At 72.1% G+C, this 26,273-nt stretch carries 20 protein-coding genes; 17 read left to right on the forward strand and 3 right to left on the reverse strand.

What is annotated here, in order from left to right:
• The first annotated feature begins 5 nt into the window (after window positions 1-5).
• Genes JW592_RS00655 through JW592_RS00720 form a run of 14 tightly spaced genes read left to right on the forward strand, consistent with a single transcriptional unit; the run spans window position 6 to window position 10,354 of the window.
• Entirely contained in the window at window positions 6-1,232 is a 1,227-nt protein-coding gene (locus tag JW592_RS00655) for a beta-ketoacyl-[acyl-carrier-protein] synthase family protein (RefSeq protein ID WP_209262820.1), read from the forward strand.
• Window positions 1,229-2,371 carry a beta-ketoacyl-[acyl-carrier-protein] synthase family protein gene (locus JW592_RS00660; protein ID WP_209262821.1) on the forward strand — a complete coding sequence of 381 codons (1,143 nt, stop codon included), beginning with the start codon at window positions 1,229-1,231 and terminating at the stop codon, window positions 2,369-2,371. Before JW592_RS00655 ends, JW592_RS00660 begins: the two co-directional genes overlap by 4 nt.
• The gene (locus tag JW592_RS00665; protein WP_209262822.1) at window positions 2,368-3,402 is read left to right on the forward strand and encodes a beta-ketoacyl synthase N-terminal-like domain-containing protein; all 1,035 of its coding nucleotides are present in this window, start codon (window positions 2,368-2,370) and stop codon (window positions 3,400-3,402) included. Before JW592_RS00660 ends, JW592_RS00665 begins: the two co-directional genes overlap by 4 nt.
• Entirely contained in the window at window positions 3,399-4,289 is an 891-nt protein-coding gene (locus tag JW592_RS00670; RefSeq protein ID WP_209262823.1) for an alpha/beta fold hydrolase, read from the forward strand. Before JW592_RS00665 ends, JW592_RS00670 begins: the two co-directional genes overlap by 4 nt.
• Window positions 4,289-5,296, forward strand: a complete 1,008-nt coding sequence (locus JW592_RS00675) for an acyl-CoA thioesterase family protein (RefSeq protein ID WP_209262824.1) — start codon at window positions 4,289-4,291, stop codon at window positions 5,294-5,296. Before JW592_RS00670 ends, JW592_RS00675 begins: the two co-directional genes overlap by 1 nt.
• On the forward strand, window positions 5,293-6,363 hold the full coding sequence (locus JW592_RS00680) for a beta-ketoacyl synthase N-terminal-like domain-containing protein (protein ID WP_209262825.1): 1,071 nt from the start codon (window positions 5,293-5,295) through the stop codon (window positions 6,361-6,363). The genes JW592_RS00675 and JW592_RS00680 overlap by 4 nt, the downstream gene beginning before the upstream one ends.
• A gap of 12 nt (window positions 6,364-6,375) precedes the next feature.
• Entirely contained in the window at window positions 6,376-7,122 is a 747-nt protein-coding gene (gene fabG / locus JW592_RS00685) for a 3-oxoacyl-ACP reductase FabG (protein ID WP_209262826.1), read from the forward strand.
• A 54-nt stretch (window positions 7,123-7,176) separates the two neighbouring features.
• Window positions 7,177-7,893 carry a 2-hydroxychromene-2-carboxylate isomerase gene (locus JW592_RS00690; RefSeq protein WP_209262827.1) on the forward strand — a complete coding sequence of 239 codons (717 nt, stop codon included), beginning with the start codon at window positions 7,177-7,179 and terminating at the stop codon, window positions 7,891-7,893.
• Between the two features lie 59 nt (window positions 7,894-7,952).
• Complete coding sequence (locus JW592_RS00695; protein WP_209262828.1) at window positions 7,953-8,216, forward strand: acyl carrier protein; 264 nt, start codon at window positions 7,953-7,955, stop codon at window positions 8,214-8,216.
• Window positions 8,213-8,548, forward strand: a complete 336-nt coding sequence (locus JW592_RS00700; protein WP_209262829.1) for a hypothetical protein — start codon at window positions 8,213-8,215, stop codon at window positions 8,546-8,548. The genes JW592_RS00695 and JW592_RS00700 overlap by 4 nt, the downstream gene beginning before the upstream one ends.
• Window positions 8,539-8,964 (forward strand): hypothetical protein, encoded by a 426-nt coding sequence (locus JW592_RS00705; RefSeq protein WP_209262830.1) that lies wholly within the window; start codon window positions 8,539-8,541, stop codon window positions 8,962-8,964. Before JW592_RS00700 ends, JW592_RS00705 begins: the two co-directional genes overlap by 10 nt.
• The gene (locus JW592_RS00710; protein ID WP_209262831.1) at window positions 8,965-9,348 is read left to right on the forward strand and encodes a hypothetical protein; all 384 of its coding nucleotides are present in this window, start codon (window positions 8,965-8,967) and stop codon (window positions 9,346-9,348) included.
• Window positions 9,345-9,842 carry a hypothetical protein gene (locus JW592_RS00715; protein WP_209262832.1) on the forward strand — a complete coding sequence of 166 codons (498 nt, stop codon included), beginning with the start codon at window positions 9,345-9,347 and terminating at the stop codon, window positions 9,840-9,842. The genes JW592_RS00710 and JW592_RS00715 overlap by 4 nt, the downstream gene beginning before the upstream one ends.
• Window positions 9,839-10,354: a 3-hydroxyacyl-ACP dehydratase FabZ family protein gene (locus JW592_RS00720; RefSeq protein ID WP_209262833.1), complete on the forward strand. Its 516-nt coding sequence runs from the start codon at window positions 9,839-9,841 to the stop codon at window positions 10,352-10,354. Before JW592_RS00715 ends, JW592_RS00720 begins: the two co-directional genes overlap by 4 nt.
• On the opposite strand, the gene JW592_RS00725 is transcribed toward JW592_RS00720, so the two are convergent.
• The 3 genes from JW592_RS00725 to JW592_RS00735 form a co-directional block, all read right to left on the reverse strand.
• Window positions 10,331-11,662 carry an NB-ARC domain-containing protein gene (locus JW592_RS00725; protein WP_209262834.1) on the reverse strand — a complete coding sequence of 444 codons (1,332 nt, stop codon included), beginning with the start codon at window positions 11,660-11,662 and terminating at the stop codon, window positions 10,331-10,333. The two genes, JW592_RS00720 and JW592_RS00725, sit on opposite strands and share 24 nt — an antisense overlap.
• A 135-nt stretch (window positions 11,663-11,797) precedes the next feature.
• Window positions 11,798-12,352, reverse strand: coding sequence for a DUF3995 domain-containing protein (locus JW592_RS00730; protein WP_267877949.1), 555 nt, complete (start codon window positions 12,350-12,352; stop codon window positions 11,798-11,800).
• 125 nt (window positions 12,353-12,477) lie between these two features.
• Window positions 12,478-23,928 (reverse strand): non-ribosomal peptide synthetase, encoded by an 11,451-nt coding sequence (locus tag JW592_RS00735; RefSeq protein WP_209262836.1) that lies wholly within the window; start codon window positions 23,926-23,928, stop codon window positions 12,478-12,480.
• 165 nt (window positions 23,929-24,093) lie between these two features.
• Here JW592_RS00735 and JW592_RS00740 point away from each other — a divergent pair, with 165 nt between their 5' ends.
• The 3 genes from JW592_RS00740 (at window position 24,094) to JW592_RS00750 (ending at window position 26,206) form a co-directional block, all read left to right on the forward strand.
• Window positions 24,094-24,495 carry a DUF6191 domain-containing protein gene (locus JW592_RS00740; protein WP_209262837.1) on the forward strand — a complete coding sequence of 134 codons (402 nt, stop codon included), beginning with the start codon at window positions 24,094-24,096 and terminating at the stop codon, window positions 24,493-24,495.
• A 236-nt stretch (window positions 24,496-24,731) separates the two neighbouring features.
• Window positions 24,732-25,985: a cytochrome P450 gene (locus JW592_RS00745; RefSeq protein WP_209262838.1), complete on the forward strand. Its 1,254-nt coding sequence runs from the start codon at window positions 24,732-24,734 to the stop codon at window positions 25,983-25,985.
• Window positions 25,982-26,206 carry a ferredoxin gene (locus JW592_RS00750; protein WP_209262839.1) on the forward strand — a complete coding sequence of 75 codons (225 nt, stop codon included), beginning with the start codon at window positions 25,982-25,984 and terminating at the stop codon, window positions 26,204-26,206. Before JW592_RS00745 ends, JW592_RS00750 begins: the two co-directional genes overlap by 4 nt.
• Window positions 26,207-26,273 lie beyond the last annotated feature (67 nt).

Here is a 26,273-nt window from a genome sequence, read left to right on the forward strand (position 1 = left end):
AGCTGATGGCGTCACCTGACAGGCGGGTGGTCCTGACCGGGCTCGGAGTGCTGTCGAGCATCGGGACCGGTGTCGGGGAGTTCACCGACGGCCTGCGGTCCGGGCGCAGCGGTGCGGGGCCGATCACGGTGTTCGACACCGCCGGTTTCGAGCGCTCCACCGGCTGCGAGCTCGGCGAGTTCGACGCGGAGACCTGGATCGAGAACCTTCCCGTCGACTCCCTGGGGCCGGCGAGCCGGTTCTCGGTGTCGGCGGCGCGGATGGCCGTCGCTGACGCCGGTCTCGACCTCGGGGCGCTGCGCAAGCGGCCCGGCGTGATCTCCATCGGCACCACCGACGGCGAGTCGCGCGACCTCGACGAGCTGGTGGAGACCGAGTTGGCACACGGCCCCGAAGCCATGGACGCCCGGGTGGCGGGCCGGCTCCGGGCCGCCCGGCTGTCGTCGGCCGTGGCGCTGGAGCTCGGCCTCACGGACGTGGAGGCGGTGACCATCCCGACGGCTTGCGCCGCGGGCAACTACGCCATCGGCTACGGCTATGACGCGGTCCGATCCGGGGACGCCGACTTCGCCCTGTGCGGGGGCGCGGACGCGATGTGCCGCAAGACTTTCGCCGGGTTCTACCGGCTGGGCACCATAGCGCCCGACGTCTGCCGCCCGTTCGACGCCGACCGCCAGGGCATCCTCACCGGCGAGGGCGCCGGCGTCCTGGTGCTGGAGGAACTGGAGTCGGCGCTCGCCCGGGGAGCCCGGATCTACGCCGAGGTGCTCGGCTACGGCCTCAACTGCGACGCCTATCACCAGGTCGCGCCGGACCGCTCCAGCGTGGCCCGCGTGATGGAGCTGGCGCTGGAGAACGCGGGCGTGAAGCCGCACGAGGTCGACCTCATCTCGGCGCACGGCACCGGCACCCAGGCCAACGACGTCACCGAGTCCCGGGCGATCCGGGAGATCTACGGCGACGCGCCGCCGCGCACCGTGTCGGTCAAGTCGATGCTCGGGCACACCATGGGCGCGGCGAGCGCGCTGGCCGCGATCGCCTGCGCGCTGGCGATCACACACCGGTTCATCCCGCCGACCATCAACCACAACCGCACCGACCCGGAGTGCCGGATCGACTGCGTGCCCAACCACGCCGTCGAGGCGGATCTGCGGATAGTGCAGAACAACGGTCTCGGCTTCGGGGGCAACAACGCGGTCGCGGTGCTGGGCCGGTACGAGGAGTCCCGTTGAGCGAGCACACAGGCTGGCCGATCGCCGGAACCGGCGCCGTGGCCGCCATCGGCCGGTCCCCCGACGAGATCTTCGATTCCCTGTGCGCGGGCACCTCCGGGCTGCATCCGATGCGGGGCTTCGAGCGCGCGTACTACACCGGCGACCGGCTCTACGAGATCGACGACCGCGGCGGCGCCGGTGACGTACCGGGCCGGGCAACGGGCTTCCTCCTGGCGGCGATCGCGCAGGCGCTCGGCGAGGCCGGGCTGGACGAGCGGCTGGGAGACATCCCGGTTCTGGTCGGCACCGGGCTGCGGGAGCTGCGCTCCGTCGAGCTGTGGGCCCGGGGCGATGCACCGTACTCGGCCGGGCGGCTGCACTTCGGCACCGCGCTGCGCGAGCGCTTCGGCGCGACGATGACCCACACCCTCTCCAATGCCTGCTCGGCGTCGCTCTACGCGCTGTCGATGGGCACCGATCTGCTGGCCGCCGGTGCCGAGACCGTGGTCGTGGCCGGGGTCGACGCCGTCACCGAGAGCATGGTGGGGATCGCCGACCGGCTGCAGTCGGTGGCGCCGGACACCGTGCGCCCCTTCGACCGCAACCGGATGGGCACGATCCTCGGCGAAGGCGCCTCGGCCCTGGTGCTGCGCCGCACCGACGACCCGGACCGCCCGGCCCTCGGCCGGGTGCGCGGCGTCGCCGTCAACTGCGACGCCCACCACACCACAGCGCCCGACGCCGGGAGCATCGCCGCCGCGATCCGCGAAGCGCACCGCCGGGCGGGCGCCACGCCACAGGACATCGGTCTGGTGATGCTGCACGGCACCGGGACCCACGCCAACGACGACGCCGAAGCCCGGGCCATCCGCGCCGTGTTCGGCGCCGCCCCGGAGAAGACACTGATGACGGCGATGAAGTCGATGACCGGCCACACCTCCGGAGCCTCCGGACTGCACAGTCTGATCGTCGCGCTGCGCGCCATGGCGGACGGGCTGGTCCCGCCGACGCTCGGCCTGGACGAACCGATCGAGGAGGCCGAGGAGTTCCGGATCGTCCGGGAGGCGGCCGTACCGGCGGACCTGGCCCTGGCACAGGTCAACGCCTTCGGCTTCGGCGGCGTCAACGCGGTCGCACTCGTGGCCGGCCGGCGATGAGCGCGGTCGCCACCGGCGTGGGCCTGGCCGTGCCCGGCGCGCCGTCCGCCACGGATCTCACCACGCGTTCCGCCGAGGGCGCCGCGCCTTTCGACCCGGCGGCCCGGATCGGCAAGAAGGGGCTGCGCTATCTGGACCAGGCGACCCGGCTCGCGCTCTGCGCTGGGCGGGACGCACTGAACGCGGCCGGGCTGCTGACCGGTGACGCGCGGCTGACCGCCACCGGCGGCGGCGCCCCGGTCGTGGACGCCGAACTGCTGGTGCCCGCCGAGTCGGTCGCGGTCGTCGTCAGCTCGAACTTCGGCAATCTGGACTCGGTGTGCGAGGTCGCCACCACCATCGGGTCCGACGGCGGCACCCGGCTCCTCAGCCCGGTCTACGCGCCCCGGCTGTCGAGCAATGTCACCGCTTCCGAGGTCGCGATCAGGTTCGGGCTGCGTGGCCCGAACCTGATGATGTGCAACGGCCCGACCTCCGGTCTCGACGCGGTGCACTGGGCGATGGTGCTGCTGTCGGGCGACCGTGCCCGGCACGTCCTGGTGGTCGGTGCCGAGCCGGCCAACGACATCGTCGGCCGCCTCACGGGGCACGAGTATCCGTTCGACGGTGCCGCGGCGCTGGTGCTGGAGTCCCCCGGGACGGCGGGCGAGCGGGGCGCTCCGGTGCTCGCCGGTCTCGGCGGGTACGTCCGCACCGGCGGGCTGGCCGACTGCGTGTCCGCGCTCGGCGGCGCACCCCGCGCCTGGTTCGCGCCGCACCAGGCATCCGCTGAAGTGCTCCCCGGCGTGCTCCGGCACCGTCTCGAGGACCGCTGGGGCCCGGCCTCCGGCGCGCTGGGGGTCCTCCAGTGCGCGGCCGCGGCGGGCCACTTCGCCGACGGCGGTGAGGGTCCGGTGCACGCGGTGGCGGGCACGGACGCCGACGACGCCGTCGCCGGGCTCGTGCTCACCTCGCCGGACGGTGCCACCCCGCGGGACGGTGTCACCGTGCCGGACGCCGCGGTGACCGGGGACGAGGTGAGCCGCGCGTGAATCCGCCGTCCGCGCCCCACGGCGTCGGGCCCGTGCTGTTCCGGCAGCGCACGGTCGGTGACGGCGCCGGGCCCCGGGTGCTGCTGCTGCACGGCATGGCGGACAGCAGCAGCGTCTGGGACCGGCTGTGCACCCTGGTCCCGCAGCGCGCTCAGCTGCGCCGGGCCGAGATCCATACGGCCGAACTGCCCTGGCGCGGCACCGGGCCGCCCCAGTGGGCGCACCGCCTCGACCCCGCCTCGTGGCTCGCCGAGACGCTGGACGAGCTGGCCGGGACCGTGGGCCCGGCCGACGTCGTGGTGGCGCACTCCTTCTCCGCCTTGCTCCTGCTCGACCTGGTCTGCGGCACGTCAGCGCCCACCGGGACCGCCGGGTCCCCCGGGCCCCGGCTCCCGGGGATGGTGCTGGTGTCCCCCTTCTTCCGGCCACGGCCCGAGGACTTCGACTGGGGCACCATGACGGGCCTGCCGGAACAGTTCGTCCGCACCCTGGAGGAGGGCATCAGGGTGGCGGCCGGGCCGCGGTCGAAGCCGGAGCTGCACCGCGCCCTGGCCGAGCGGCTGTGCGAGACCATCGGCCCCTACGGCTGGTCCCGCTTCTTCGAGCTGTACCTGCGCACCCCGTGGCTGCGTACCGGTGAGGTACGTACGCCTGCGCTGGTCGTCTCCGGTACCGAGGACCGCATCGCGGTGACCGGGGAGGCACGGGACCTGGTTGCCCGGATGCCCGCGGCAAAGCTGCGCACATTTGAGGAGACCGGGCACTTCCCGATGGCCGAGCAGCCCGAGCGGTTCGCCGACGCGCTCGACGATTTCCTGCGCCGAGTCCCCGCCGCCCCCGAGGCGGTCGGGGAGCGGCCCTGTTCAACGCTAGTGGAGCGAATCTGATGGCTGACATCGACACCGCGGTCAAGAACGTGGTCACGGAGACCACCACGGTCACCCTCACGCCCGGGTACGAGGGCGCCAACATCGGCACGTACATCGGCTTCAAGCACGTCAACTACCTCGTCGAGAAGGCCGTGATCGAGCACTTCCGGCGCCAGGGGCTGCCGGTCGGCGCGCTCTACGAGCAGTACGGCCTGGGCTTCGACCTGGTCGAGCTGGAGGCCCGGCTGCGCGGCGGGGTGTTCGTCGACGACGAGGCCGTGCTCGAGGTCAGGCCGGTGACGGGCGGCGACGGCACCGCGTTCCGGTTCAAGGTGACGATCACCGTGCTCCGCGACGGCGAGCCGAAGAAGATCGTCACCGCCTCGGCGGCGGCCGTGCTGCGCCGGGACGAGGACGACCGGCGGCTGCCGGGCCGGGTGCCAGCCCCCGCCGTGCTCGACCGCTTCACCGTGGCCTCGCTCGGCACCCCGGAACCCGGGGAGGCAGTCGCCGGGACGGGCGCACAGCTGCCGTCCGGCGGCTCGACCGACCAGGACCCGGTGCTCGACCAGCTCCTGGCCGGCCGCAACGGCTACGGCTGGAAGCTCCGCGTCCCCTATCCGTATGTGCACTTCTTCGACCGGATGCACATGTCGGCGTATCTGCGGCAGATGGAGGAGGCCAAGCACCGCTTCGTCGACGCGCGCGGCATCTCCATCGGAGCGCAGCTCGCCGAGCGCAACTGGATTCCGGCTGTCACCCACTCACGGATCGAGATCCTCGGCGAGGCACTGCTGGAGGAGGATCTCTACACCGTCTACACGGTCGAGAGCATCTTCAAGACCCTGCTCTACACCGCGCGCATGGACTGCTACGTGGTGCGGGAGGGCCGGCTGGTCCGGATGGCGACGGGTGTGATCACGCACGGCTACGGCGTCGTGGAGAACGGCAACCAGGCGCGGGTCGTCTCCTGGGACGACAGGATCGACCGCGCCCTCAAGGGCCTGCCAGGTGAGGAGTCGTGACGGCGCCCGTCATCACCGCCTGGTCGGCTGTCTCGCCGTTCGGCCTCGGCCGGAAGACCTTCGCGGACGGCGTCGCGGCGGGCGCCTCCGCTGTGACACGGTCCGAGGAGTGGCCGGTCCCGCGGCAGCGGGTAGCGCCGGTGCCGGGCTTCGTCACCGCCGAGGTGCTGGGGCGCAAGGGCACCCGGTCGATGGACCGGGTCTCGGCCCTGACCGCTGCGGCGGCCGACGAACTGCTCGGCGCCGACAGCCGGCACCGCGACGTCGCGGCCGGTGAGCGGGCGGCGCTCGTGCTCGGCACCACCGCCGGCAGCAGCACCAGCATGATGGACATCACCCGGGACACGCACACCCGGGCGATGCCGTTCCACATCGACACGCCGCGGATCCCCAACGCCATCATGAACAGCTCCGCGGCGCAGTGCGCCATCCGGCACAACCTCAAGGGCCCCAACACCACCGTCGCGGGCGGCAGGGCAGCCGGGCTGTTCGCGCTGCGCTACGCCCTCCGGCTGCTCTCCTTCGGCCACGCGCGCTCGGTGCTCTGCGGCGGTGTGGAGGAACTCACCCACGACCGCGGCTGGCTGGAGCACCAGGCCGACCACCCGGAGCGGCCCACCGCGCTCGGTGAGGGCTGCTCGCTGCTGCTGCTGGAACCCGCAGCGCCCCCGGACGGGCCGGTGCTCGCCGAGGTTCTCGGAGTCACCCTCGGGGTGTTCCGCGACGGTGAGCGGGACGCCGCGCTGTCGGACTGCCTCTCCCGCGCCCTGTCCCGGGCCGGGGTCGAGGCGGCCGACCTGTGGGCCCTCTCCCCCGCTGTCGGACAGGGCGAGGTCCACATCGACGGGCGCTCTCCGTTGAGGCTGCCGGGCGAGGAGGCATGGGGGGACGCGGGCGCCGCCGCGGCGCCGTTCCAGATCGCGTCCGTGCTGGCGGCGGCCGAACAGGACCCGGCGGCGCCCGGACGCGTCGCGGCGGTGCTCGCGGCCGACCGCGACAACGTCCACGGCTGCGCCCTCTTCCGTATCGCAGGACAGCCGGCTCGTATCGCGAAGCAACCGAAGTAACCAGGAGTACCCATGCCTGACAACACGTCACCGATCGCGCTGGTGAGCGGCGGCTCCCGCGGCATCGGCCGGGCGGTCGTGCGCCGCCTGGCCGAGGACGGTTACGACGTCGCGTTCTGCTACGTCAGCAGCGAGGAGCCCGCCCTGCAGCTGGAGAAGGAGGTCACCGAACTGGGCAGGCGCGCGATCGCCACCCGGGTCGATGTGGCCGACGCCGACGCCGTACGCGCCTGGGTGCACGGCACGGAGGAGGAGCTGGGCACGATCGACGCCGTGGTGACCTCCGCGGGTGTCACCCGGGACGGCGCGCTGGCGCTGATGGCGGACGAGGACTGGCGTACCGTCCTCGACATCAACCTCGACGGCATGTACAACGTCTGCCGTTCCGCGATCTTCGAAATGATGAAGAGCCGCTCCGGGGTGATCGTCAACCTGTCCTCGGTCGCCGGCGTGCAGGGCCACGCCCGGCAGACCAACTACGCGGCCGCCAAGGCCGGGATCATCGGGTTCACCCGGTCGCTGGCCAAGGAGGCAGGGCCGTACGGCATCCGCGCGAACGTGGTCGCCCCCGGGTTCATCGAGACCGACATGACCGCCGGCCTGCCCGAAGCAGTCGCGAAGGAGGCCGTCGAGCGGTCGGCGCTGCGCCGGATGGGCCGAGCCGAGGAGGTGGCGGACCTGGTGTCGTTCCTGGTCTCCCCCCGCGCGGCCTTCATCACCGGGACGGTGCTGGAGATCGACGGCGGCATCTCGCTCTGAGCACGCCCCACCGGAAAAGCCCGAGCGTTCCCGCCGGAAAGGAAGTCACCCGACATGGCCCGGAAGCCGCCCCGCTGGTACTTCTCCCTGCGCAGCCCGTACTCCTGGTTCGCCTACCACGACCTGATGGACCGGTACCCCGACGTGGCGGACGCCGTCGAGTGGGTCCCGTTCTGGGAACCGGACGAGGAGACCCAGGCGCTGCTGGACAAGGACGGTGTCCAGCTGCCCATTGTGGAGATGTCCCGCGCGAAGAACTTCTACATCCTCCAGGACGCCCGCCGCCTGGCCGAGGCCCGCGGGCTGACCGTCACCTGGCCGGTGGACCGCGACCCCAACTGGGAGGTCGCCCACCTCGGCTATCTGGTGGCCGAGGACGCCGGTCTGGGCCGGGAGTACGTGGCGCTGGCCTATCGCGCCCGCTGGCAGCAGAACCGGGACATCACCGACCGGGCCGTCATCGCCGAGCTGGCCGCCGAACTCGGCCTGGACCCGGCCCTGGTCGCCGATGCCTCGGACGATCCCCAGCTGCGGCGCCGGGGTGCCGAGGTGCTGACCCGCTCGTACAAGGACGGTCTGTTCGGCGTCCCGTTCTTCATCCACGGGCACGACAAGTTCTTCGGCGCCGACCGGCTGCGCGCCTACGTCGCGAAGGTCCGGGGGCAGGAGGCGGGCCCGGACGCCGAGCTGACCTGGCTCGATGAAGCGGGCCTGCTGCCCGAGCCGATTCCCGCCGGCGGGGACGCCGGCCACGCGGGCGGCTGCGGCTGACGCCGCGACCGCACCGCCACGCAACCGTCGCCGCGAGACGAACAACGGAAGGGATTCCCATGACTGCTGCCGAAGCCGCCCTCGACACCGAAGAGCTGCGCGAGATGATCGCCGATGTGCTGGAGGTCGACGGAGCGTCGATCACCCCGGAGATCGACTTCGTCCGCGACCTCGGCGTCGACTCTCTCCTGGCCATGGAGCTGGCCGTCACCCTGGAACGGCACTACCGGGTCAAGATCGAGTCGCATGAGATCGGACAAGTGCGGACCATGTCCGACATCTCCGCGCTGCTGCTGGGGAAGCTCCGGAAGCCCGCGGCATGACCCAGGACCACCCGGCCGAGCGGTATCTGCTCGTGGAGACCCAGTCCGGTGGCACCGCGGAGCGATTCCTGGCCGACGCCGCAACGCTCGCGGGTGCCGGTGAACGGGTGCGCCTGTTCCTGGCCGGGGACGGTGTCGCGCTGGGGATCCGCGGGGCGAGCGCGGGGCTGCCGCGGTTCCTCGGCGCCGGCGGGCAGGCGTGGGCCGACGAGTTCACCCTCGCCCACCGTGCGCTGCACGCCGCACCGCTGACGCCGGGGGTGCGGACCACCGGCATGGGCGAGGTCGCGGACTGGCTGCTGGAGCCCGGCACCCGGGTGGTGTGGCACTGACCATGGCCGCGACCGTCGAACGCCGCAGCTGGGACGTGCTGATCGTCCTCACCGCACCGCCGCACACGACCGACGCCCTGACCACCGTGCTCCGGCTGACCCAGGCCGTACTGGAGCGGGAGCAGACCCTCAGGGTGTGGGCGTGCGGCTACAACACCATGCTGACCCAGTCCTCGCTGGGCGAGACCAAACCCGCCGACCTGCGCGACCCGGCGACTCCTGCACCGACGGCAGGGGCGCTGATCCGGGGCCTGCTGACCGCGTACAAGGGCCGGTTCAGCTGGATCGTCTGCACGGCGTGCAGCGCGGAGCGGGGCGCCCACGACCACATCCCCGAAGTCCGGCTGCGCTCCGACGCCCGGCTGGCGGCCACGATCGCCGCGGCCCGCAGGACCCTCTACATCGGAGGTGCGTAGGTGGCCTACCTGGTCATCATCGACCGCGGCTACCGCGGCAGCGCGGAGGCACAGTTCTTCGACGCGCTCTACGGCGTCGAGATGCTCGGCGACCAGCTCGGCGGCATGGATGTGGTGCTGCGGGGGTCGAGCGTGACCGCGGCGCTGGCCGGTGCCGGTCCGCCGCCCGCGCTCCAGGTGGGGCCGACGGCGGTGAACACCCTCGCGGACCCGCGCCGCTCTGTCGGCGCGCTGGTGGACAAGGGAGCGGCGGTGTACGTCGACGAGCCCGGTCTCACGGCCCTCGGCCTGGACGACGCCCCCCTGCTCCCCGGCGTCACCAGGATCGACACCGCTCACCTCGCCGCCCGCTGGGGGGACTACGCCGGTGTGTGGTTCCTGTGAGCGGACATCGGAGCTACGCCCGGCCGCTGGAGGGCGCCGACCGGATCACGGCCCGCGCCGAGGCGGACGAGCTGCTGATCGAGGCGGACAAGGTGGTGCGGTCCACCGATCCCTATCTCGCCGGGCACTTCCCACAGGTCACCCTCTATCCGGCGATCTTCCTGCTCGACGGCATCCGGCAGGCGGTCGGCGCCGAGCTCCATCGCGCACCGTCGCTCGCCGCGCACCTCGGTCCGGGCAGCCCGGACGAGCCTGACACCCGGGAGGGACCCGACAGGCGACCGGACGGCCCTGGAGACGACTGGCTCGAACTGGGGACGCTCGACTCAGCGCGCGTGCTCAACCCGATGCTGGAGGGCGACGAACTCCGGCTGCTGATCCGGGTTTCGGCCGACCGACCGGGCGCGCTGCGGGCCGCGCTCGACTGCCGCCGCGCCGACGGTGCCCAGGTCGCGAAGATGACCGTCGAACTCGTACGGGGAGGGAGCTCATGAGACCCGGGTACGCGCAGCTTCTCGCACTCCTCCCGGTACGGCACCCGATGGTGCTGGTCGACCGGGTCACGGACTTCGCCCATGGCGACACCATCGAGACCGCCAAGGCCGTGACCGGCAGCGAGCCCTGCTATCAGGACATCGCCGACGACCTCCCGGCCGAGCGGTACGCCTACCCCCGGTCCATGATCCTGGAATCGTTCGGGCAGTCGGCGGCGCTGCTCTGGCTCAGCAGCCAGGGCCCGGAGGGCGCCGGGGACCGCCTGCCGATGGTCGGCCGGCTGCGGCACTGCGCGTTCACCGGTTCCGCGTTCCCCGGCGACGTGATCCGGCACCGCGTCACGGTCGAACGGCTTGTGGAGGACAACGCGTTCATGACGGGCGAGAGCCGGGTCGGCGATCAGGTGATCCTCACCGTCGGATCGCTGATCGCCGTGGCACGTCCGGCCGCCCGGGTCACCGGCGGCGCTGAGGCGTCCGCCGGTGACCTACCCGCTGCACACCAGCGTTAGCGTGCGAGGCTCGTCGGGCCTGCCGTCGATGCCCCGGGCGAAGACCTGCAGCACCCGGGGCATGGCGAACCGGTGCCCGTCGATCTCCGTCACCAGGTGCTCGGACTCCAGCTGCTCGGTCAGCCGGTCGGCCTCGGCGAGGGGTATCCCGGCGACCGCGGCGCCGGTCTCCAGCGTGAACCCGGTGGGATCGACGAGGCCGATCTTGCGGAAGTAGCGCTTCGCGTCGAGGCCGAGCCTGCGATAGGAGAACTCCAGTTCGGCTCTGATGGAGTTGCCGCTGTCACCGTCGAGCGCCAGGGCGAGCAGCCGGCTTCCGTCGCGCATGGTGCGGACGAATGTCTTGAACCCCTGCCCTGGCCGGTCGGTGAACTTCACGGCGGCCAGCCGCAGCACGAGTGGCAGATGTCCGCACAGTTCGGCCAGCTCCTCCAACTCGGCACGCGCGTCGGCCACGTACGCCTCGTCGATGATGGCGCTGAGCACCGAGCACGCCGCCTGCGAGCTGAGCACGTCCAGGACCAGGCGCTGTGCGGCCTCCCTGGCCACCAGCCCCGACATCCGGTTGCGGCTGGTGACGATGGTCCGGCAGTGCTCGCCGGTCGCCAGCAGCGGGCGCACCTGCTCGGCGTCGCAGGCGTTGTCGAGGACGACGAGCATCCTGCGACTGGCGATCAGCGACCGGTACCGCTGCATCCGCCACCACGGATCAGCCGGGAGGTCCTCCTCGTGTACACCGAGGCTGGCGAGCAGCACGCCCAGGGCCTGCTCGCTGTTCAACGGCCCGGCCGGGCCCCGGAGATCGACGTACAGTTGTCCTTCGGGAAAGTCCCCGGCCAAGCGGTGCGCCCAGCGGACGGCGAAGGCGGACTTACCGACGCCGACCGGGCCCGTCACGAGGAAGACGCTCCCTCCGGGCTGCCGCCGGAACCTCTCCTCGGCGACCCTGAGTTCGCCTTCGCGGTCGGCCAGGAGCCGTACGTCGGGCGGGAGATGCCGGGGCACGCTCCGCTCCTTCGGCCCCTCTCCGGTCAGGTCGTCCCGGGCGTCGCTCCCCTGGGCACCTTCCCTCACCCCCGCCGCGTAGAGCGCCCGCCAGCAGCTGAGCCAGTGTTCGGTCAGGTCCGCCACCTTTTCCGGCGGCTGCCCGCCGTACTCCAGGCAGGCCGTGACGAATGCCGAGACGAATTCCGACCGCGGCAGCTTGTCGCCGCGCAGGATCGTCGAGACCGTACTCCGCGGCAGCGCGTCGACCTCATCGCCATTGGCCGCCCTGGTTTTCCCTCCCAACTGCTGCAGACGCCGCATAGAAGGCTGTCCAACGCTCAGTCGGAGTTCTCGCAGTTGCTGGACAAATTCCGATGCATTGGCAGGCGCCATCCGGGCAATCACCCCCCGAAATTGCCAAACACTTACCTGAAGTTTATTTGTACGTTCAACCACTTATGACGTGGTCACGGCATCCGCTCCCACGCGGGCCGCCATGCCCCTGCTGAAGCTTCTCGCCGCAAGGCCGAACAGCACTCCGCCGAGAATGAACCAAGGGTTCCAGACCACGAGCGTCCAGAACTTCTGCGCCGCGCTGACCTCACCGACAGCCGGGACACCGAAGACGAGCAGCGCCTCGATGAGAACCCCCCGGAAGAGCAGCAGCGCGCAGATCGCCAGGCCCAGCAGCCGGAGCAGGCGCCATCGGCGCCCGCGGACCCCGCGCCGCCGCAGCCCCAGCGCCACCGCGGCGCCGATCAGACACAGGAAGCCCACTCCCCAGAGCCCTCCGGCCACGAACCAGGCCGGCCGTTCGTTCGCGAGTCGCTCACCGGAGGAGACCTCCAGTCCCACTTCCCCGCCGAGGGCCCAGAAGAAATGCAAACCAGCGAAAATTACGGCCCAGCCGGCGGCAAAATACCCGTGCCAACGTGACACACGGATGCGCACACTCTTACCCCCGTTTTGCGTCGCCCCGAAATGCTCTCGGTCCCGCCGATGTTCCCCCATCAGCAGTGGACGATACAAGCATAGCAGCGCACAAACACCCGCGGTGTCACGACTTCGGCACCAAACGGAGATAGTCCGATCCGTACTACTTCACAAGTTCAAGGTCGTCACCAATCAGCCCTGGGTCACCAATCGACCGCCGAGAGTTTCTCCCGCAGCGCGGGAGTGATGTGCTCCAGCACCCTGGGTTCCGTCATCCGATTGTGTTCGCAGTCGACCTCGATCTCCGTGATCCGGCCCGTGACCAGCGGCTGCCAGCCGAGAGCGAAGTCCGGCTCGTCCGGGTGGCTGCGCCGCGCGGTGAAGAACAGCAGGTCGGTGTCGACCGCGCGGGCGAACGGTTCCCTCAGCATCGCGGTCTGCCGCGCGAGGATCTCCGGCAGCGCGGCCAGGCTGCTCACGCCCAGGCCGGCCAGCGGGTGGTCGATCTCGCGCAGGAACGCGTGCACCCGGCCGAAGTCCAGCTCCTCCCCCGCCGCTTGCGGCAGGTCCAGGCCGACGTAACGCAGAGCCTGGAACATCACATCGGTGTCCGGGTCGGTGTAGTCGGGCCCTGGGACCGTGGTGTCGAGCATGGCCAGCAGGGGCACCTCTTCGCCCTGGTCACGCAGGAGCCCGGCGATGGCGTGGGCCACCGCGCCGCCGGAGGACCAGCCCAGGAGCTGGTACGGCCCGTGCGGCTGGACCTCGCGGATCCGCGCCAGGTAGTCGGCAGCCATCTCGTCGACCGAAGCGGCGTACCCGCCCTTCCCGTCCAGGCCCCGGGCCTGGAGCGTGTAGACCGGCTGTTCCTTCTCCAACTGCCCCACCAGTCCCGCGTACACCCAGCCGAGCCCGGTCGCCGGGTGCAGGCAGAACAGCGGGGGGCGGTTGCCTTCGGCGCGCAGCGGCAGCAGGACGTCGAGCGAGTCCGCGCCGGAGCCCTCAGTCCCACTGGCCTCGAGGCGGTCGGCGAGCGCCGCCACGGTCGGGGCCTCGAACAGGGTGCGCACGGCGAGTTCGACGCCGAGCAGCTCCCGTGTCCTGGCCACGAGCCGGGTGGCGAGCAGGGAGTGACCGCCCAACTCGAAGAAGCTGTCGTCGATCCCGACCGACGGCACCCCGATCACCTCGGCGAACAGGTCGCACAGCGCCTGCTCCCTGGCGTCGCGCGGCCCGCGCCCCCCGGTGGTCTGCTCGTTCCCGGGCGCGGGCAGCATCCGGCGGTCCAGCTTTCCGCTGGCCGTCAGCGGCAGCCGCTCCAGCGGCACGACCGCCGAGGGGACCAGATGGCCGGGCAGTTCGCGGCGCGCGAACTCGACCAGTTCGGCGGGCTGCGCCTCGTGGCCGTCGGCGGCCACGGTGTACGCGACCAGTGTGGTGTCCCCCTGCTGGTCCTTCCGGGGGATCACCGCGACCTGCGCGACGGAGTCGTGCCGGGCGAGCACGGCCTCGGTCTCTCCGGGTTCGGCGCGCTGGCCGCGGACCTTGACCTGGTCGTCGACGCGGCCGACGAACTCCAGTTGCCCGTCGGTGCGCCAGCGCACCAGATCGCCGGTGCGGTACATGCGTTCCCCGGCACCACCGAACGGGCAGGCGACGAAGCGTTCGGCGGTCATCCCGGGCCGCCCGAAGTAGCCCCGGGCGAGACCCGCCCCGGCGAGGTACAGCTCACCGGTGACACCGGGGGGCACCGGATTCAGGCCGTCATCCAGCACATATGTGCGGTAGTTGGTGAGCGCCCGGCCGATCGGTGCCACGCCCTCGGCGTTGCCGTCGTCGTACCACTCGGTGGCGTAGACGGTGGCCTCCGTCGGGCCGTACAGGTTCGCGATCCGCACTCCGGGGGCCGCGGCTCGCAGATCCCGCATCAGCCGCGGTGTGACCGCCTCGCCCACCAGGATGACGGTGCCGATCCTCAGCCGTCCCCCGGTGGCGAGCGCGGCCGACATCGCGGACGGCGCCGTGCAGACCAGGCTCACCTCGGGACGGTCCTCGTCGGCCAGCGCGAGCACGTCGGGCACCACCTCGATGCTGCCGCCGTGCAGCAGCGGCAGAATCATGTCCGACACCGAGACGTCGAAGGTCACCGAGGTGGAGGCCAGCGCATCGGCGAACACGTCGGCGGAGAAGGCGTGGCCGGCCCAAGCCGACAGATTCGCCACCGCGCGGTGCTCGACCAGCACGCCCTTGGGCCGCCCGGTCGATCCCGAGGTGTAGATCACGTAGGCCGCGTCGTCGGGACGCAGCGGCGCCGTCCGGTCCGCGTCGGTGAGGTCCCCATCGTCGAACCCGGCGAGTGCCGCCCGGGTCTCCGGATCGTCGAGCACGATACGGGGCAGGCCGTCGGGCAGTACGGCCGCACCGTCGCGATCCGTCACCGCCAGCACCGGGCGGGCGTCCTCGACCAGATACCGCACCCGCTCGGCCGGGTGGCCGGGGTCGATCGGCACGTACGCTGCACCGGAGTTGAGCACAGCCCACATCGCGACCGGCAGCCGTTCGTCCCTCGGCAGGGCCAGCGCGACCCGCTGCTGTGGTCCGCAGCCGTTCGCCACCAGCAGCCGTGCCAGCCGGTTCGCGGACGCCCGCAACTCGTCGTAGCTGAGCCGCACCTCCCCCGCGCGCACCGCGGTGGCGGCGCCGTCGCGCGCTGCGGAGGCGGCGAACAGCTCGGGCAGGGTGGCAGAAGGGACCGGTGCGGTGCCGCCGTTCCACTCCCCCAGAATCCGCTGCCGCTCGGCAGCGCCGAGCAGCTCCACCTGGCTGATCCGCTGCCCGGGGTCGCTGGTGATCGCCTCCAGCATCAGCAGCAGGCGCTCGGCGATCGCCTCCACGGTCCCCCGGTCGAAGAGATCGCTGCTGTAGACCAGCGCGCCGCGGGCGCCGCCCTCCCGGCCGTCCTCGTGGTAGCGGGCCGTCAGGTTGACCGAAAGGTCGAACATGGTCGCGTTGGTGCCGGTCTCCAGCGCCTCCGCGGTCAGCTCGGGCAGTCGCAGCTCGGTGTCGCGGGTGTTCTGGAAGGCGAACATCACCTGGAACAGCGGGTGCCGGGCCGGGGACCGGTCCGGGTTGACCGCCTCGACCAGGTACTCGAACGGGAGGTCCTGGTGGGCGTAGGCGTTGACGTTGGCTTCCCGCACCCGGTCGATGACCTCGCGGAACGTCGGGTCGCCACTGGTGTCGGTACGCAGCACCAGCGTGTTGACGAAGAACCCGACGAGGTCGTCGAGGGCCCTGTCGGTGCGCCCGGCGATGGGCGAGCCGACGGGGACGTCGGTGCCGGCTCCCAGGCGGGTCAGCAGGGCCGCGAGCGCCGTCTGGACGACCATGAACGCCGTCGCGTTGCAGTCGACGGCCAGCTTGTTGATCCGGGCGTGCAGTTCCGGCCCGTACCCGAAGTCGACGCTGCCACCGGCGTAGGTCGGCCTCTTCGGGCGCGGCCGGTCCGTGGGCAGCGGCAGCTCGTCCGGTATCCGGGCCAGCGCCCGCCGCCAGTAGGCGACCTGCTCGCTCACGACGCTGTCCGGGTCGTCCGTACGGCCCAGCAGGTCGCGCTGCCACAGCGCGTAGTCCACGTACTGCACGGGCAGTTCGGTCCACTCCGGGGCCCGGCCCGCGCAGCGCTGCGCGTACGCATCGCTCAGGTCGCGGGCGAGCGGTACCAGCGACCAGCCGTCGCCCGCCACGTGGTGGAGGACCAGCACCAGCACGTGCTCGGTCGGGGAGACGGTGAGCACCCTGACCCGCAGCGGCAGGTCGGTGCGCAGGTCGAAGTCCCGCTCGGCGGTCCGGGCGATCGCCGCGGCCACCGCTTCCTGCCCGGCGGCCTGGCCGATCTCGCTGACCGCGAAGTCGGGGCTCGCCTGGTCCGGGGCGAGGATCTGCTGGTGGGGAACGCCGTCGGTCTCAGGGAAGATTGTGCGCAGCGTCTCGTGCCGGACGGTGATGTCGGCGACGGCGGCGGCCAGCGCCGCCAGGTCCAGGGAGCCCGTCAGCCGCGCCGCCATCGGCAGGTTGTAGGCGGCGTTCGAGCCTTCGAGCCGGTTGAGGAACCACAGCCGCTGCTGCGCGTGGGACAGCGGCACCAGTTCCGGGCGCGGCCCCCGCACGATCGGCGGCCGCCGACTGTCGCCGGAGGCGTCGAGGATGCGCACGAGCCCGGCCACGGTCTGCGTGGTGAACAGGTCGCGGATCGCCAGGTCGACACCGAAGGTGACCCGTACCAGAGAGATCAGCCGGGTCGCCATCAGGGAGTGGCCGCCCAGGTCGAAGAACCCCTCGGCGATGCCCACGCTGGGCAGGCCGAGGATGTCGGCGAAGATCCGGCAGAGCGTCTCCTCGCGCTTGTTGCGCGGCCCGCGCCCGGCCTTCCGGTCCTCATGGCCGGGCGCCGGGAGCGCCCGCCGGTCCAGCTTCCCGTTCGGGGTCACCGGCAGCTCGTCCACTACGACGAAGGCTGCGGGGACCAGATGCTCCGGCAGCAGGCCGCCGAGGAACTCGCGCAGCGCCGCGGGCTGGGGCCGGTCCGCACCGGCCGGGACGACGTAGGCGATCAGGCGGGTGTCGCCGGACGCGTCCGCGCGCGGTACGACGACGGCGTGCCCGACGCCTCCGTGCCGGGCCAGGGCCGCCTCGATCTCGGCGGGCTCGACCCGGAAGCCGCGCACCTTGACCTGGTCGTCGGCACGGCCGAGGAACTCCAGCCGCCCGTCGGGCCGCCAGGCCGCCACGTCGCCGGTGCGGTACATCCGCTCCCCGGGAGCGCCGAACGGGCAGGCCACGAACCGTTCGGCGGTCAGAGCCGGGCGGTGCAGATAGCCGCGGGCGAGCTGGGCGCCGGCGAGGTACAGCTCGCCGGCGACACCCGGCGGCACCGGGCGCAGCGCGGAGTCGAGCACGTACAGGGCGGTGTTCCACACCGGGCTGCCGATCGGCACCGAGACAGCGCCCGGCTCGCTCCGGTACTCCTCGGCGGTGACGTCGACCGCCGCCTCGGTCGGCCCGTACAGGTTGTGCAGGGGCGCGCCGACCACCCCGGTGGCCCGCCCGGCCAGCTCGGCCGGCAGCGCCTCGCCGCTGCTGATCAGGCGGCGCAGGTCGGGAAGGTGTGCCGCTGCGGGCTCGGCGGCGAACACGGCCAGCATCGACGGCACGAAGTGGGCCGTGGTGATCCGCTGTTCGCGCATCAGCCGGACCAGGTAGGCGGGGTCCTGGTGTCCGCCGGGTTCGGCGACCACCAGCGTGGCGCCGCTCAGCAGCGGCCAGAAGAACTCCCACACCGACACGTCGAACCCGGCGGGGGTCTTCTGCAGCACCCGGTCGGTGGCGTCGAGCCCGAACCTGTCCTGCATCCACAGCAGCCGGTTGACGATGCTCGCGTGGGACACCACCACGCCCTTGGGCGCTCCGGTGGACCCGGAGGTGTAGATGACGTATGCGGGATGCTCAGGGAGGCAGATACCCGGCCCCGCCGGGAGCGCGGGTCCCGTCGGCTCGGCGGCGAGGAGCGGATGGTCCTCGGTGAGGGTGAGCACCGGGCGTGCGTCGTCGAGCAGGTACTGGATGCGCTCGGCGGGGTATCCGGGGTCGACCGGCAGGTAGGCGGCACCGGTTCTGAGGACGGCCAGGAGCGCGACGACGAGGGTTTCGGAGCGCGGCAGCAACACGGCGACACAGGTCTCCGGTCCGGCGCCGTGCTCGGCGAGCACCCGGGCCAGCCGGCTCGCGCGCAGGTCGAGCTCGGCGTAGGTGAGTTCGGTGTCCTCGAAGACCACCGCCGTACGGTCGGGCGTGCGGGCAGCCTGCGCTGTCAGCAGCTGAGGCAGGGTGGTGTGCGGCACCGCGTGCGCGGTGTCGTTCCAGCCGTGGACGACCTGCGCGCGCTCGGCCTCGTCGAGCAGTTCGGCCGTGCCGATCCGCTGTCCGGGGTCCGCGGCCAGGGCGGCGAGAATCCGAGCCAGACGGACCGTCAGCCGCTCGACGTCGGCAGCGTCGAACAGGTCGGTCGAGTACTCGACCATGCCTTCCAGACCGCCAGGGGCACCGTCCTCGGTGACGGTCTCCCGGAGGTGGACGGCGAGGTCGAACTTGTTCTGCACGATCCGCTCGACCGGCTCGGCCCGGGCGGCCAGACCCGGGAGCTGGGGTTCCGGCGGGGCGGCGTGCAGCGACAGCAAGACCTGGAACAGCGGCATCCTGCCCGCCGAGCGGTCCGGGTTGAGGAGTTCGACCAGCCGCTCGATCGGCACGTCCTGGTGGGCGTAGGCGCTGAGATTCGTCTCGCTGATCCGGTCGAGCAGCTCGTGCCAGGTGGGGTTGCCGCTGGTGTCGGTGCGCAGCACCAGCGTGTTGAGGAAGTCGCCGATGAGGTCGTCGAGCGCGGTGTCGGTACGGCCGGCGACCGGCGTGCCGACCGGGATGTCGGTGCCGCAGCCGAGCCGGGTGAGCAGGGCCGCGAGCCCCGCCTGGCCGACCATGTACAGGCTGGTGCCGGTGGCTGCGGCCAGGTCGGCCAGCCGGCGGTGGGTCGGCTGGTCGATACGGAACGACAGGGTGGCCCCGTGGTAGTCGCTGCTCGTGCCGCGCGGGCGGCTGCCGGGCAGCCGCAGGTCCTCGGGCAGGTCGGCCAGTGTCCTGCGCCAGAACGCGATCTGTTCGCTGACCAAGCTGTCCGCGTCGTCCTCGCGGCCCAGCAGCTCCCGCTGCCACAGTGCGTAGTCCGCGTACTGCACGGGCAGCGGCGCCCATCGCGGCCGCCGGCCGTCGAGGCGCGCTGCGTAGGCGTCCGTGAGGTCCCGGGTCAGCGGCCCCATCGACCACCCGTCCCCGGCGATGTGGTGCAGCACCAGCGCCAGCACGTGCTCGTGCGGCGAGAGGGCGAACAGGTGGGCTCGCAGGGGGAGTTCCCGGGCCAGGTCGAAGACGTGACCGCAGACCCCGGCCAGGTGCGCGGCCAGTTCCCCTTCGGTGGTCCCGGTGGCCTTCAGCTCGATACGGGCCTGCTCCGGGGGCACGATGTCCTGGTAGGGAGTGCCGTCGAGGTCCGGGTACCGGGTGCGCAGCACCTCGTGACGGGCGATCACGTCCTGGACGGCCGCCGCCAGGGCGTCGCGGTCGAGGTCGCCGGTGAGCCGTACCGCGATCGGCATGTTGTAGGTGGCGCTCCCGCCCTCCAGCCGGCTGAGGAACCACAGCCGCTGCTGCGCGTGCGACAGCGGGGTGCGCTCGGGGCGCCGCTGCCGCACCACCGGCTGCCGCCGGGTGCTCTCGGCCGCGTCGAGCACGTCGCTGAGCCCGGCCACGGTCGGCGTCAGGAACAGGTCCCGGATGGCCAGGTCGACGCCCAGCGCTTCCCGGACCCTCGCGACCAGCCGGGTTGCCAGCAGCGAGTGGCCGCCCAGTTCGAAGAAGCCGTCGTCGATGCAGACCCGGGGCAGCCCGAGGACCTCGGCGAAGATCCGGCACAGCGTGGCCTCGCGGTCGTTGCGCGGGCCCCGCCCCGAGGTCTTGCCCAGGACCGCGGGGGCGGGCAGCGCCCGCCTGTCCACCTTGCCGTTCGTGGTCAGCGGCATCCGGTCCAGCACGACGAACGCGGTCGGCACCAGGTGGTCGGGCACCGCGCGCCGCAGGTGCTCGCGCACCGACTCGACGAGCGCGTCCGATGCCAGCACGGCGGCCGGCGCGTTGGTGTACGCACCGCCTCCGGAGGCCGGGCGCGTGCCAGGGCGGTAGGCGGTCACCGCGACCGCCCCGGGCGCTGTGAACAGTACGTCCAGGGTGCGGCCGTCGCGGTCGGCTCCGGCCCAGGTGACGGTGGTCCGGTAACCGGCCTCCTCGCCCAGCGCCGCGAACTCCTCCGGCTCCGGCAGCCCGGCCGCTTCCGCCGCCAGGGCGGCCAGCGCGGCAGGCAGGTCGTCGGCTTCGAGCGCCCGCGCGGCAGCCAGCTCTCCGGCGATCCGACGGTTGGGGACTCCGGTGACCCGCAGTCCGTCCGGGCGGGCCGCCAGCGCGGCGCGCAGCGCGTCCAGGCCCGTGGCCTCCCGCCCCCAGAGCAGCTCCCGCACGGCGTCCGGCTCCGGCTGCGGCTCCGGCGCGGTGCGCAGCAGCACGTCGTAGCGGTGGCCGGTCAGCTCGTTGCGGTCCGTGCCGGGCTTGACCGCGATGTCCGTGGCCGGGGCCAGTGCGGCGAAGTAGTCGGGGTCGACGAGCAGTTCCGTCTCCCGTGCCACGGCCAGCTCGACCGTCCGGCGCACTTCCGCGGCATCGCGGACGGCGGTGTCGGTGGTGAGCAGTTCGACGGAGGTGCGCAGGGCCCGGTGCAGCCGGAGGTTGCGCACGTCCCCGACGAACACGCTGCCGCCAGGGGCGACCAGTTCGAGCGCCTGGGTGAGCACATCGGTCAGGTAGTCGGCGCTGGGGAAGTACTGGATGACGGAGTTGAGGACGACGGTGTCGAACCAGCCGGTCGGCAGACCGTCGAAGACGTGCGCCGGCTGGGCCCGCAGCTCGACCTTGTCGTTCAGCTCGGGCCGGTCGGCGAGCTGGGCGCGGACCCGGTCGATGACGACTTCGGAGATGTCGGTGCCCCAGTAGGACTCGCACTCCGGCGCCAGCGGCGCGAGGAGCAGCCCGCTGCCCACGCCGATCTCCAGCACCCGGCGCGGGCGCAGCTCCCGCACCCGGGCCACGGTGGCGTCCCGCCAGCGGCGCATCTGCGCGAGGGGGATCGGCTGCCCGGTGTAGCTGCTGTTCCAGCCGGAGAAGTCCTCGCCCAGACCGGCCGACCGGCCCTCCTGGTGGGCGTCGTAGGTGGCGTCATAGGTGGCCTGCCAGTTGCCGAGCTGCTGCCTCTCCGCGGCCTCGTCCCGGTCGGCGTCGTCCCCGGCCGGGACGAGGTACGCGGCCAGCTGCCGGTCCCCGGGCCGGTCCTCGCGCGCCAGCACGGCGGCCTGCTGCACCCCGGGGTGGCGGGCCAGTACGGACTCCACCTCGCCGGGCTCGATCCGGAAGCCGCGGATCTTCACCTGCGCGTCGGCGCGGCCGACGTAGTCGACCTGTCCGTCGGCCCGCAGCCGGGCGAGGTCCCCGGTGCGGTACATCCGCTCGCCGGGTTCGCCGAACGGGCAGGCGACGAAACGCTCGGCGGTCAGCCCCGGGCGGCGCAGATACCCGGCGGCCAGGCTGGCGCCCGCGACGTACAGGTCTCCCACCACGCCGGGCGGCACCGGGCGCAGGGCCTCGTCGAGGACGTGGACCCGGGTGTTGTCCACCGGCCTGCCGATGGGGGGACCGTCCGGGCCGGACAGCCGCTCGCTGATGGTCGCGATGACGGTCGTCTCGGTCGGGCCGTAGGCGTTGAACATCCGGTTGCCCGGCGCCCAGCGCTCCACCAGCGCACCGGGGCAGGTCTCGCCGGCCACCGAAACGGTCAGGCCGGGCGGCAGCACACCCGAGGGCATCGCCGCGAGGACGGACGGCGGCATGGTGAAGTGCGTGAGGCGCTGGTCCCTGATGAACTCGGCCAGCTCCTGACCGGGCATCAGCTGCTCGGCCGACCGCAGGAACAGTGTGCCGCCGTTCAGCAGCGCCATGCAGATGTCCCAGAACGCGACGTCGAAGCTCGGCGAGGAGAACTGCAGCACCCGGCTGTCGGGGCCTGCGCCCAGGCGCTCGCGCTGGCTGCGAGCCATACTGGCCACGCCGCCGTCCGTCACCACCACGCCCTTCGGCTTCCCGGTGGAGCCCGAGGTGTAGATGACGTAGAGCGGGCTGCTGAGCGTCCGGTCCGACGGCACGTCGTCGGCGCTGCACCTGTCCAGCTCGGCGCGAGTGTGCTCGTCGTCCAGGGCGAGGACCGGGCTGCCGTCCGGCAGTCCGGTCACCTCGCCGGCCGTCACGGTCAGCACCGGGCGGGCGTCCTCGATCAGGAACGCGATGCGTTCGGCCGGGTAGCCGGTGTCGACCGGGAGGTAGGCGGCCCCGGCCTTGGCGACCGCGAGCATCGCCGTCACCAGCTCGATCGAGCGGGGCAGCGCCAGCGCCACCAGCCGCCCAGGGCTCGCGCCGCGCTCGATGAGCAGCCGGGCCAGCCGGTTGGCGGCGGCGTCGAGTTCGCCGTAGGTCAGTGTGGCCGTCCCGGACACCAGCGCGGTGGCGTCCGGGGCCTCGGCGGCGCGGGCCTGGAAGAGCTCGGCGAAACCGGCCTCGGGGACCTCGCGGTCGGTCCGGTTCCAGGTCTCCAGCACCTGCTGCCGCTCGCCCGGCAGCAGCACGTCCACGGCGCCGACCCGCTGGTCGGGGTCGGCGGTCATCGACTCGAAGACCTGGATCAGGCGGGCGCCGAGCCGCTCCACGCTCTCCCGGTCGAACAGGTCGGTGGCGTATTCGATCGTGCCGCCCAGTCCCAGCGGGCGGCCGTCGGCGTCGAACTGCTCGCCCATGCTGAACGCCAGGTCGAACTTGGAGGTGTCGGTGTAGAGCTGTTCGCCCTCCACGACGAGCCCGGGCAGCCGCAGTTGCGGCAGCGTGTTGTTCTGGAAGGCCAGCATCACCTGGAACAGCGGGTGCCTGCCCAGGGTCCGGTCCGGGCGGAGGATGTCGACCAGCCGCTCGAACGGCAGGTCCTGGTTCGCGTAGGCGCCCAGCGCCGTCTCCCTGGACCTGTCGACGAGTTCGCGGAACGAGGGGTCGCCGTCGGTGTCGAGGCGCATCACCAGGGTGTTGACGAAGAAGCCGACCAGCTCGTCCAGCCCCTCGTCGGTGCGTCCGGCGATCGGCGAGCCGAGGGGGATGTCCGTACCGGCTCCCAGCCGGCTCAGCAGCGCGGCGAGCCCCGCCTGCACCACCATGTACAGGCTGGCGTCGGACCGCGCGGCCAGTTCGGACAGCTTCCGGTGCAGCTCGGGGCCGACCTGGAAGGGGACGTTGCCGCCCTGGTTGCCCGGCTCGGCGGGGCGCTGCCGGTCCACTGGCAGCCGCAGTTCGTCGGGCAGCCCGGCCAGCGCCTTGCGCCAGTACTCGATCTGCTCGCTGATGAGGGATTCCGGGTCGTCCTCGCCGCCGAGCAGCTCCTGCTGCCAGAGGGTGTAGTCCGCGTACTGGATCGGCAGCTCCGGCCAGTTCGGTGCCCGCCCGGCGCGGCGCGCCTCGTACGCGGCGGTGAGGTCACGGGCCAGCGGGGCCATCGACCAGCCGTCCGCGGCGATGTGGTGGATCACCAGCGCGAGCACGTGCTCGCGCTCGGACAGCGCGAACAGCCGTGCCCGGATCGGTATCTCCGCCTCCAGGTCGAAGGCTTCGGCGGCCAGCGCGGCGAGTTCGCCGTCCAGCTCCTCGGGTGCGACCTCGGTGACGGCGGCCTCCAGGCGGGCCGCGCCCGGGGCGAGGATCTGCTGGCCGGGCACGTCGTCCCGGCTGACGAACACCGTGCGCAGCGGCTCGTGCCGGTCGATGAGGTCCTGCAGCGCCGCGACGAGCGCGGTCCGGTCGAGTTCACCCGTCAGCCGGAGGACCGCCGGCATGTTGTAGGTGGCGTTGGGCCCTTCCAACCGGTTGAGGAACCACAGTCGCTGCTGTGCGTGCGAGAGCGGGATCATCGATTCTCCTCGGGCTGCGCAGGCGCTGAACTCCACTGGAGACTCCGCTGTGCCGTTGTGCCGTGCAAGGTTCGAGACGGCACTGGACGGAACGGGACACCTGATCCCCGAGGAGCGGACCCCGGTCGGCGGATAGCCTCGGCACGTCAGCAGGAGGCTTATCCGATGTCATTTGTGTGGAGCGAGGCCGTCATCCCCGGGCTCGCGTTGTTGCTGTTCATCTGCTGCGGGACGGAACTGGTCCTGCGCCGCTTCTTCAAGGGGCGCAGCATCCTCTTCCGGCAGGGCAGTTCACGGCGCCCCTTGACCGGCCACGCGTTCGACGAGTTCAACCTGATCTTCAACGGCAACAAGCTGGTCGAGCTCAAGCAGCAGCAACAGCAGGAAGTGCTCCGCGACGAGGAGGGCGACGGCGCCCCGCCGCGGACACGCATCGACCTGAACAAGGGAACCGCCAGCGTCGTCCTGCCCAGCGAGGACGGGCCCCCGGCCCTCGGCCCCCTGGCCCCCGGCAACCGGCCGTCCGCCGACGGCTCGCGGGGCGCCGAGGAAGACCCCACCCGGTGACGCAGCCGCAGACGCTCTGTCTTCTCCGGATTCTGCCCCCGGCGAGGATCGACGCGACGGCCGATGCGGCAACGGTGGGCAAGCCCTCCCCGCCGCCCCTTCGCGCAGTGGACGAACCGGCCCGCGAAGCCGTCCCGGCGGCCGAGGAAGTGATCACGTGAAGAACCTCGCGCGGCACGCACTCCGTACACAGCACTTACCCCCTGCAGTGCTCACCCCCTACACCGGAGGACCCCATGGACCACGCACCGTCGACGCGTTCCCCCCACGACGCGGCACACGCCGTCGAACTGGTGACACGACCTGACGACAGCCGTACGGGCTGTCCCTTCGACCCGCCCGCCGAGCTGACGCGGCACCGCCAGGAGCAGCCGCTGCGCCGACTGCGCTTCCCCGACGGGCACCTCGGCTGGCTGGCGACCGGGTACTCCGTGTGCCGCGCGATCCTGGCCGACGCACGGCTCAGCTCCCGCAAAGAGCTCATGCACAACCCGTCCATGGACCTGGGCGGCATGGAGATTCCTCCGGCGGCACCGGGCGAGTTCATCAACATGGACGAGCCACAGCACGGCCGCTACCGGAAGCTGCTGGCGGGCAAGTTCACCGTCCGGCGGATGAAGTTGCTCACCGAACGAGTCGAGCAGATCACCGCCGAGCATCTGGACGCCATGGAGAAGGCCGGGCCGACGGTGGATCTGGTGACCGCGTTCGCCCAGCCCATCCCCGCCATCATGATCTGCGAGCTGCTCGGGGTGCCGTACCAGGACCGGGACTCCTTCCAGGAGCAGGCCGCGGCGGTCTTCAGCGGGGACATGGAAGAGAAGATGGCTGCGTTCACGGCCATCCAGACCTACCTCGCAGAGCTGGTGGCCGCCAAACGCGCCGACCCCACCGACGACATACTCAGCGACCTCACCGACAGCGACCTCACGGACGAGGAGCTGCTGGGCATCGGCTTTCTTCTGCTGGCGGCCGGGATCGACACCACCGCCAACATGCTCGGGCTCGGCGCCTTCGCGCTGCTGAGCGACCCTGAGCAGGCCGCTGTCCTGCGCGGCGATCCGAGTCTCGCCGGCCAGGCGGTCGAGGAGCTGTTGCGCTATCTCACCATTGCCGAGCTGGGGTTGCGGACCGCGCTGGAGGACGTCGAGATCGGCGGCCGGACGATCAAGGCCGGTGAGACGGTCGTCGTCTCCTTCCCGGCCGCCAACCGCGACCCGGAGAAGTACCCCGAGCCCGACCGGCTCGACCTGCGCCGCCAGGCCCTCGGGCATCTGGCCTTCGGTCACGGCGCCCACCAGTGCGTGGCCCAGCAGCTGGCACGCGTCGAGATGAGCGTCGCCTTCCCCGCACTGCTCGCCCGCTTTCCGACGTTGCGGCCGGCCATCCCGCGCGAGGAGGTACCGCTGCGCGTCAACACGAACGTCTACGGCGTGGAGAGCCTGCCCGTCACCTGGGACGTCACGGGGGGACGAAGGGTAGTCGGATGACAATTTTCCTGAGCCTCTCCGTCGACCGTGACCGATGTGTCGGCGCCGGAATGTGCGCGCTGACGGCCCCCCAGTTGTTCGACCAGCGCGACGCGGACGGGCGGGTGGTCCTCCTCGACCCGGAGCCCGCGCCTGCCCACCACGCCGCGGCTCACCAGGCCGCCGAGCTCTGCCCGGCCGCAGCCATCACCGCACTGCGGACGGGCGCGTTCGACGGCTGACAAGTCTTAAAAGATGCTCAATCCTGCACGGAGCGCGTGTCCGCGGGGTAACGTGCGGTAGCCATGC

The sequence above is a fragment of the Streptomyces spirodelae genome, from assembly GCF_017676385.1.
Taxonomy (GTDB): Bacteria; Actinomycetota; Actinomycetes; order Streptomycetales; family Streptomycetaceae; genus Streptomyces; species Streptomyces spirodelae.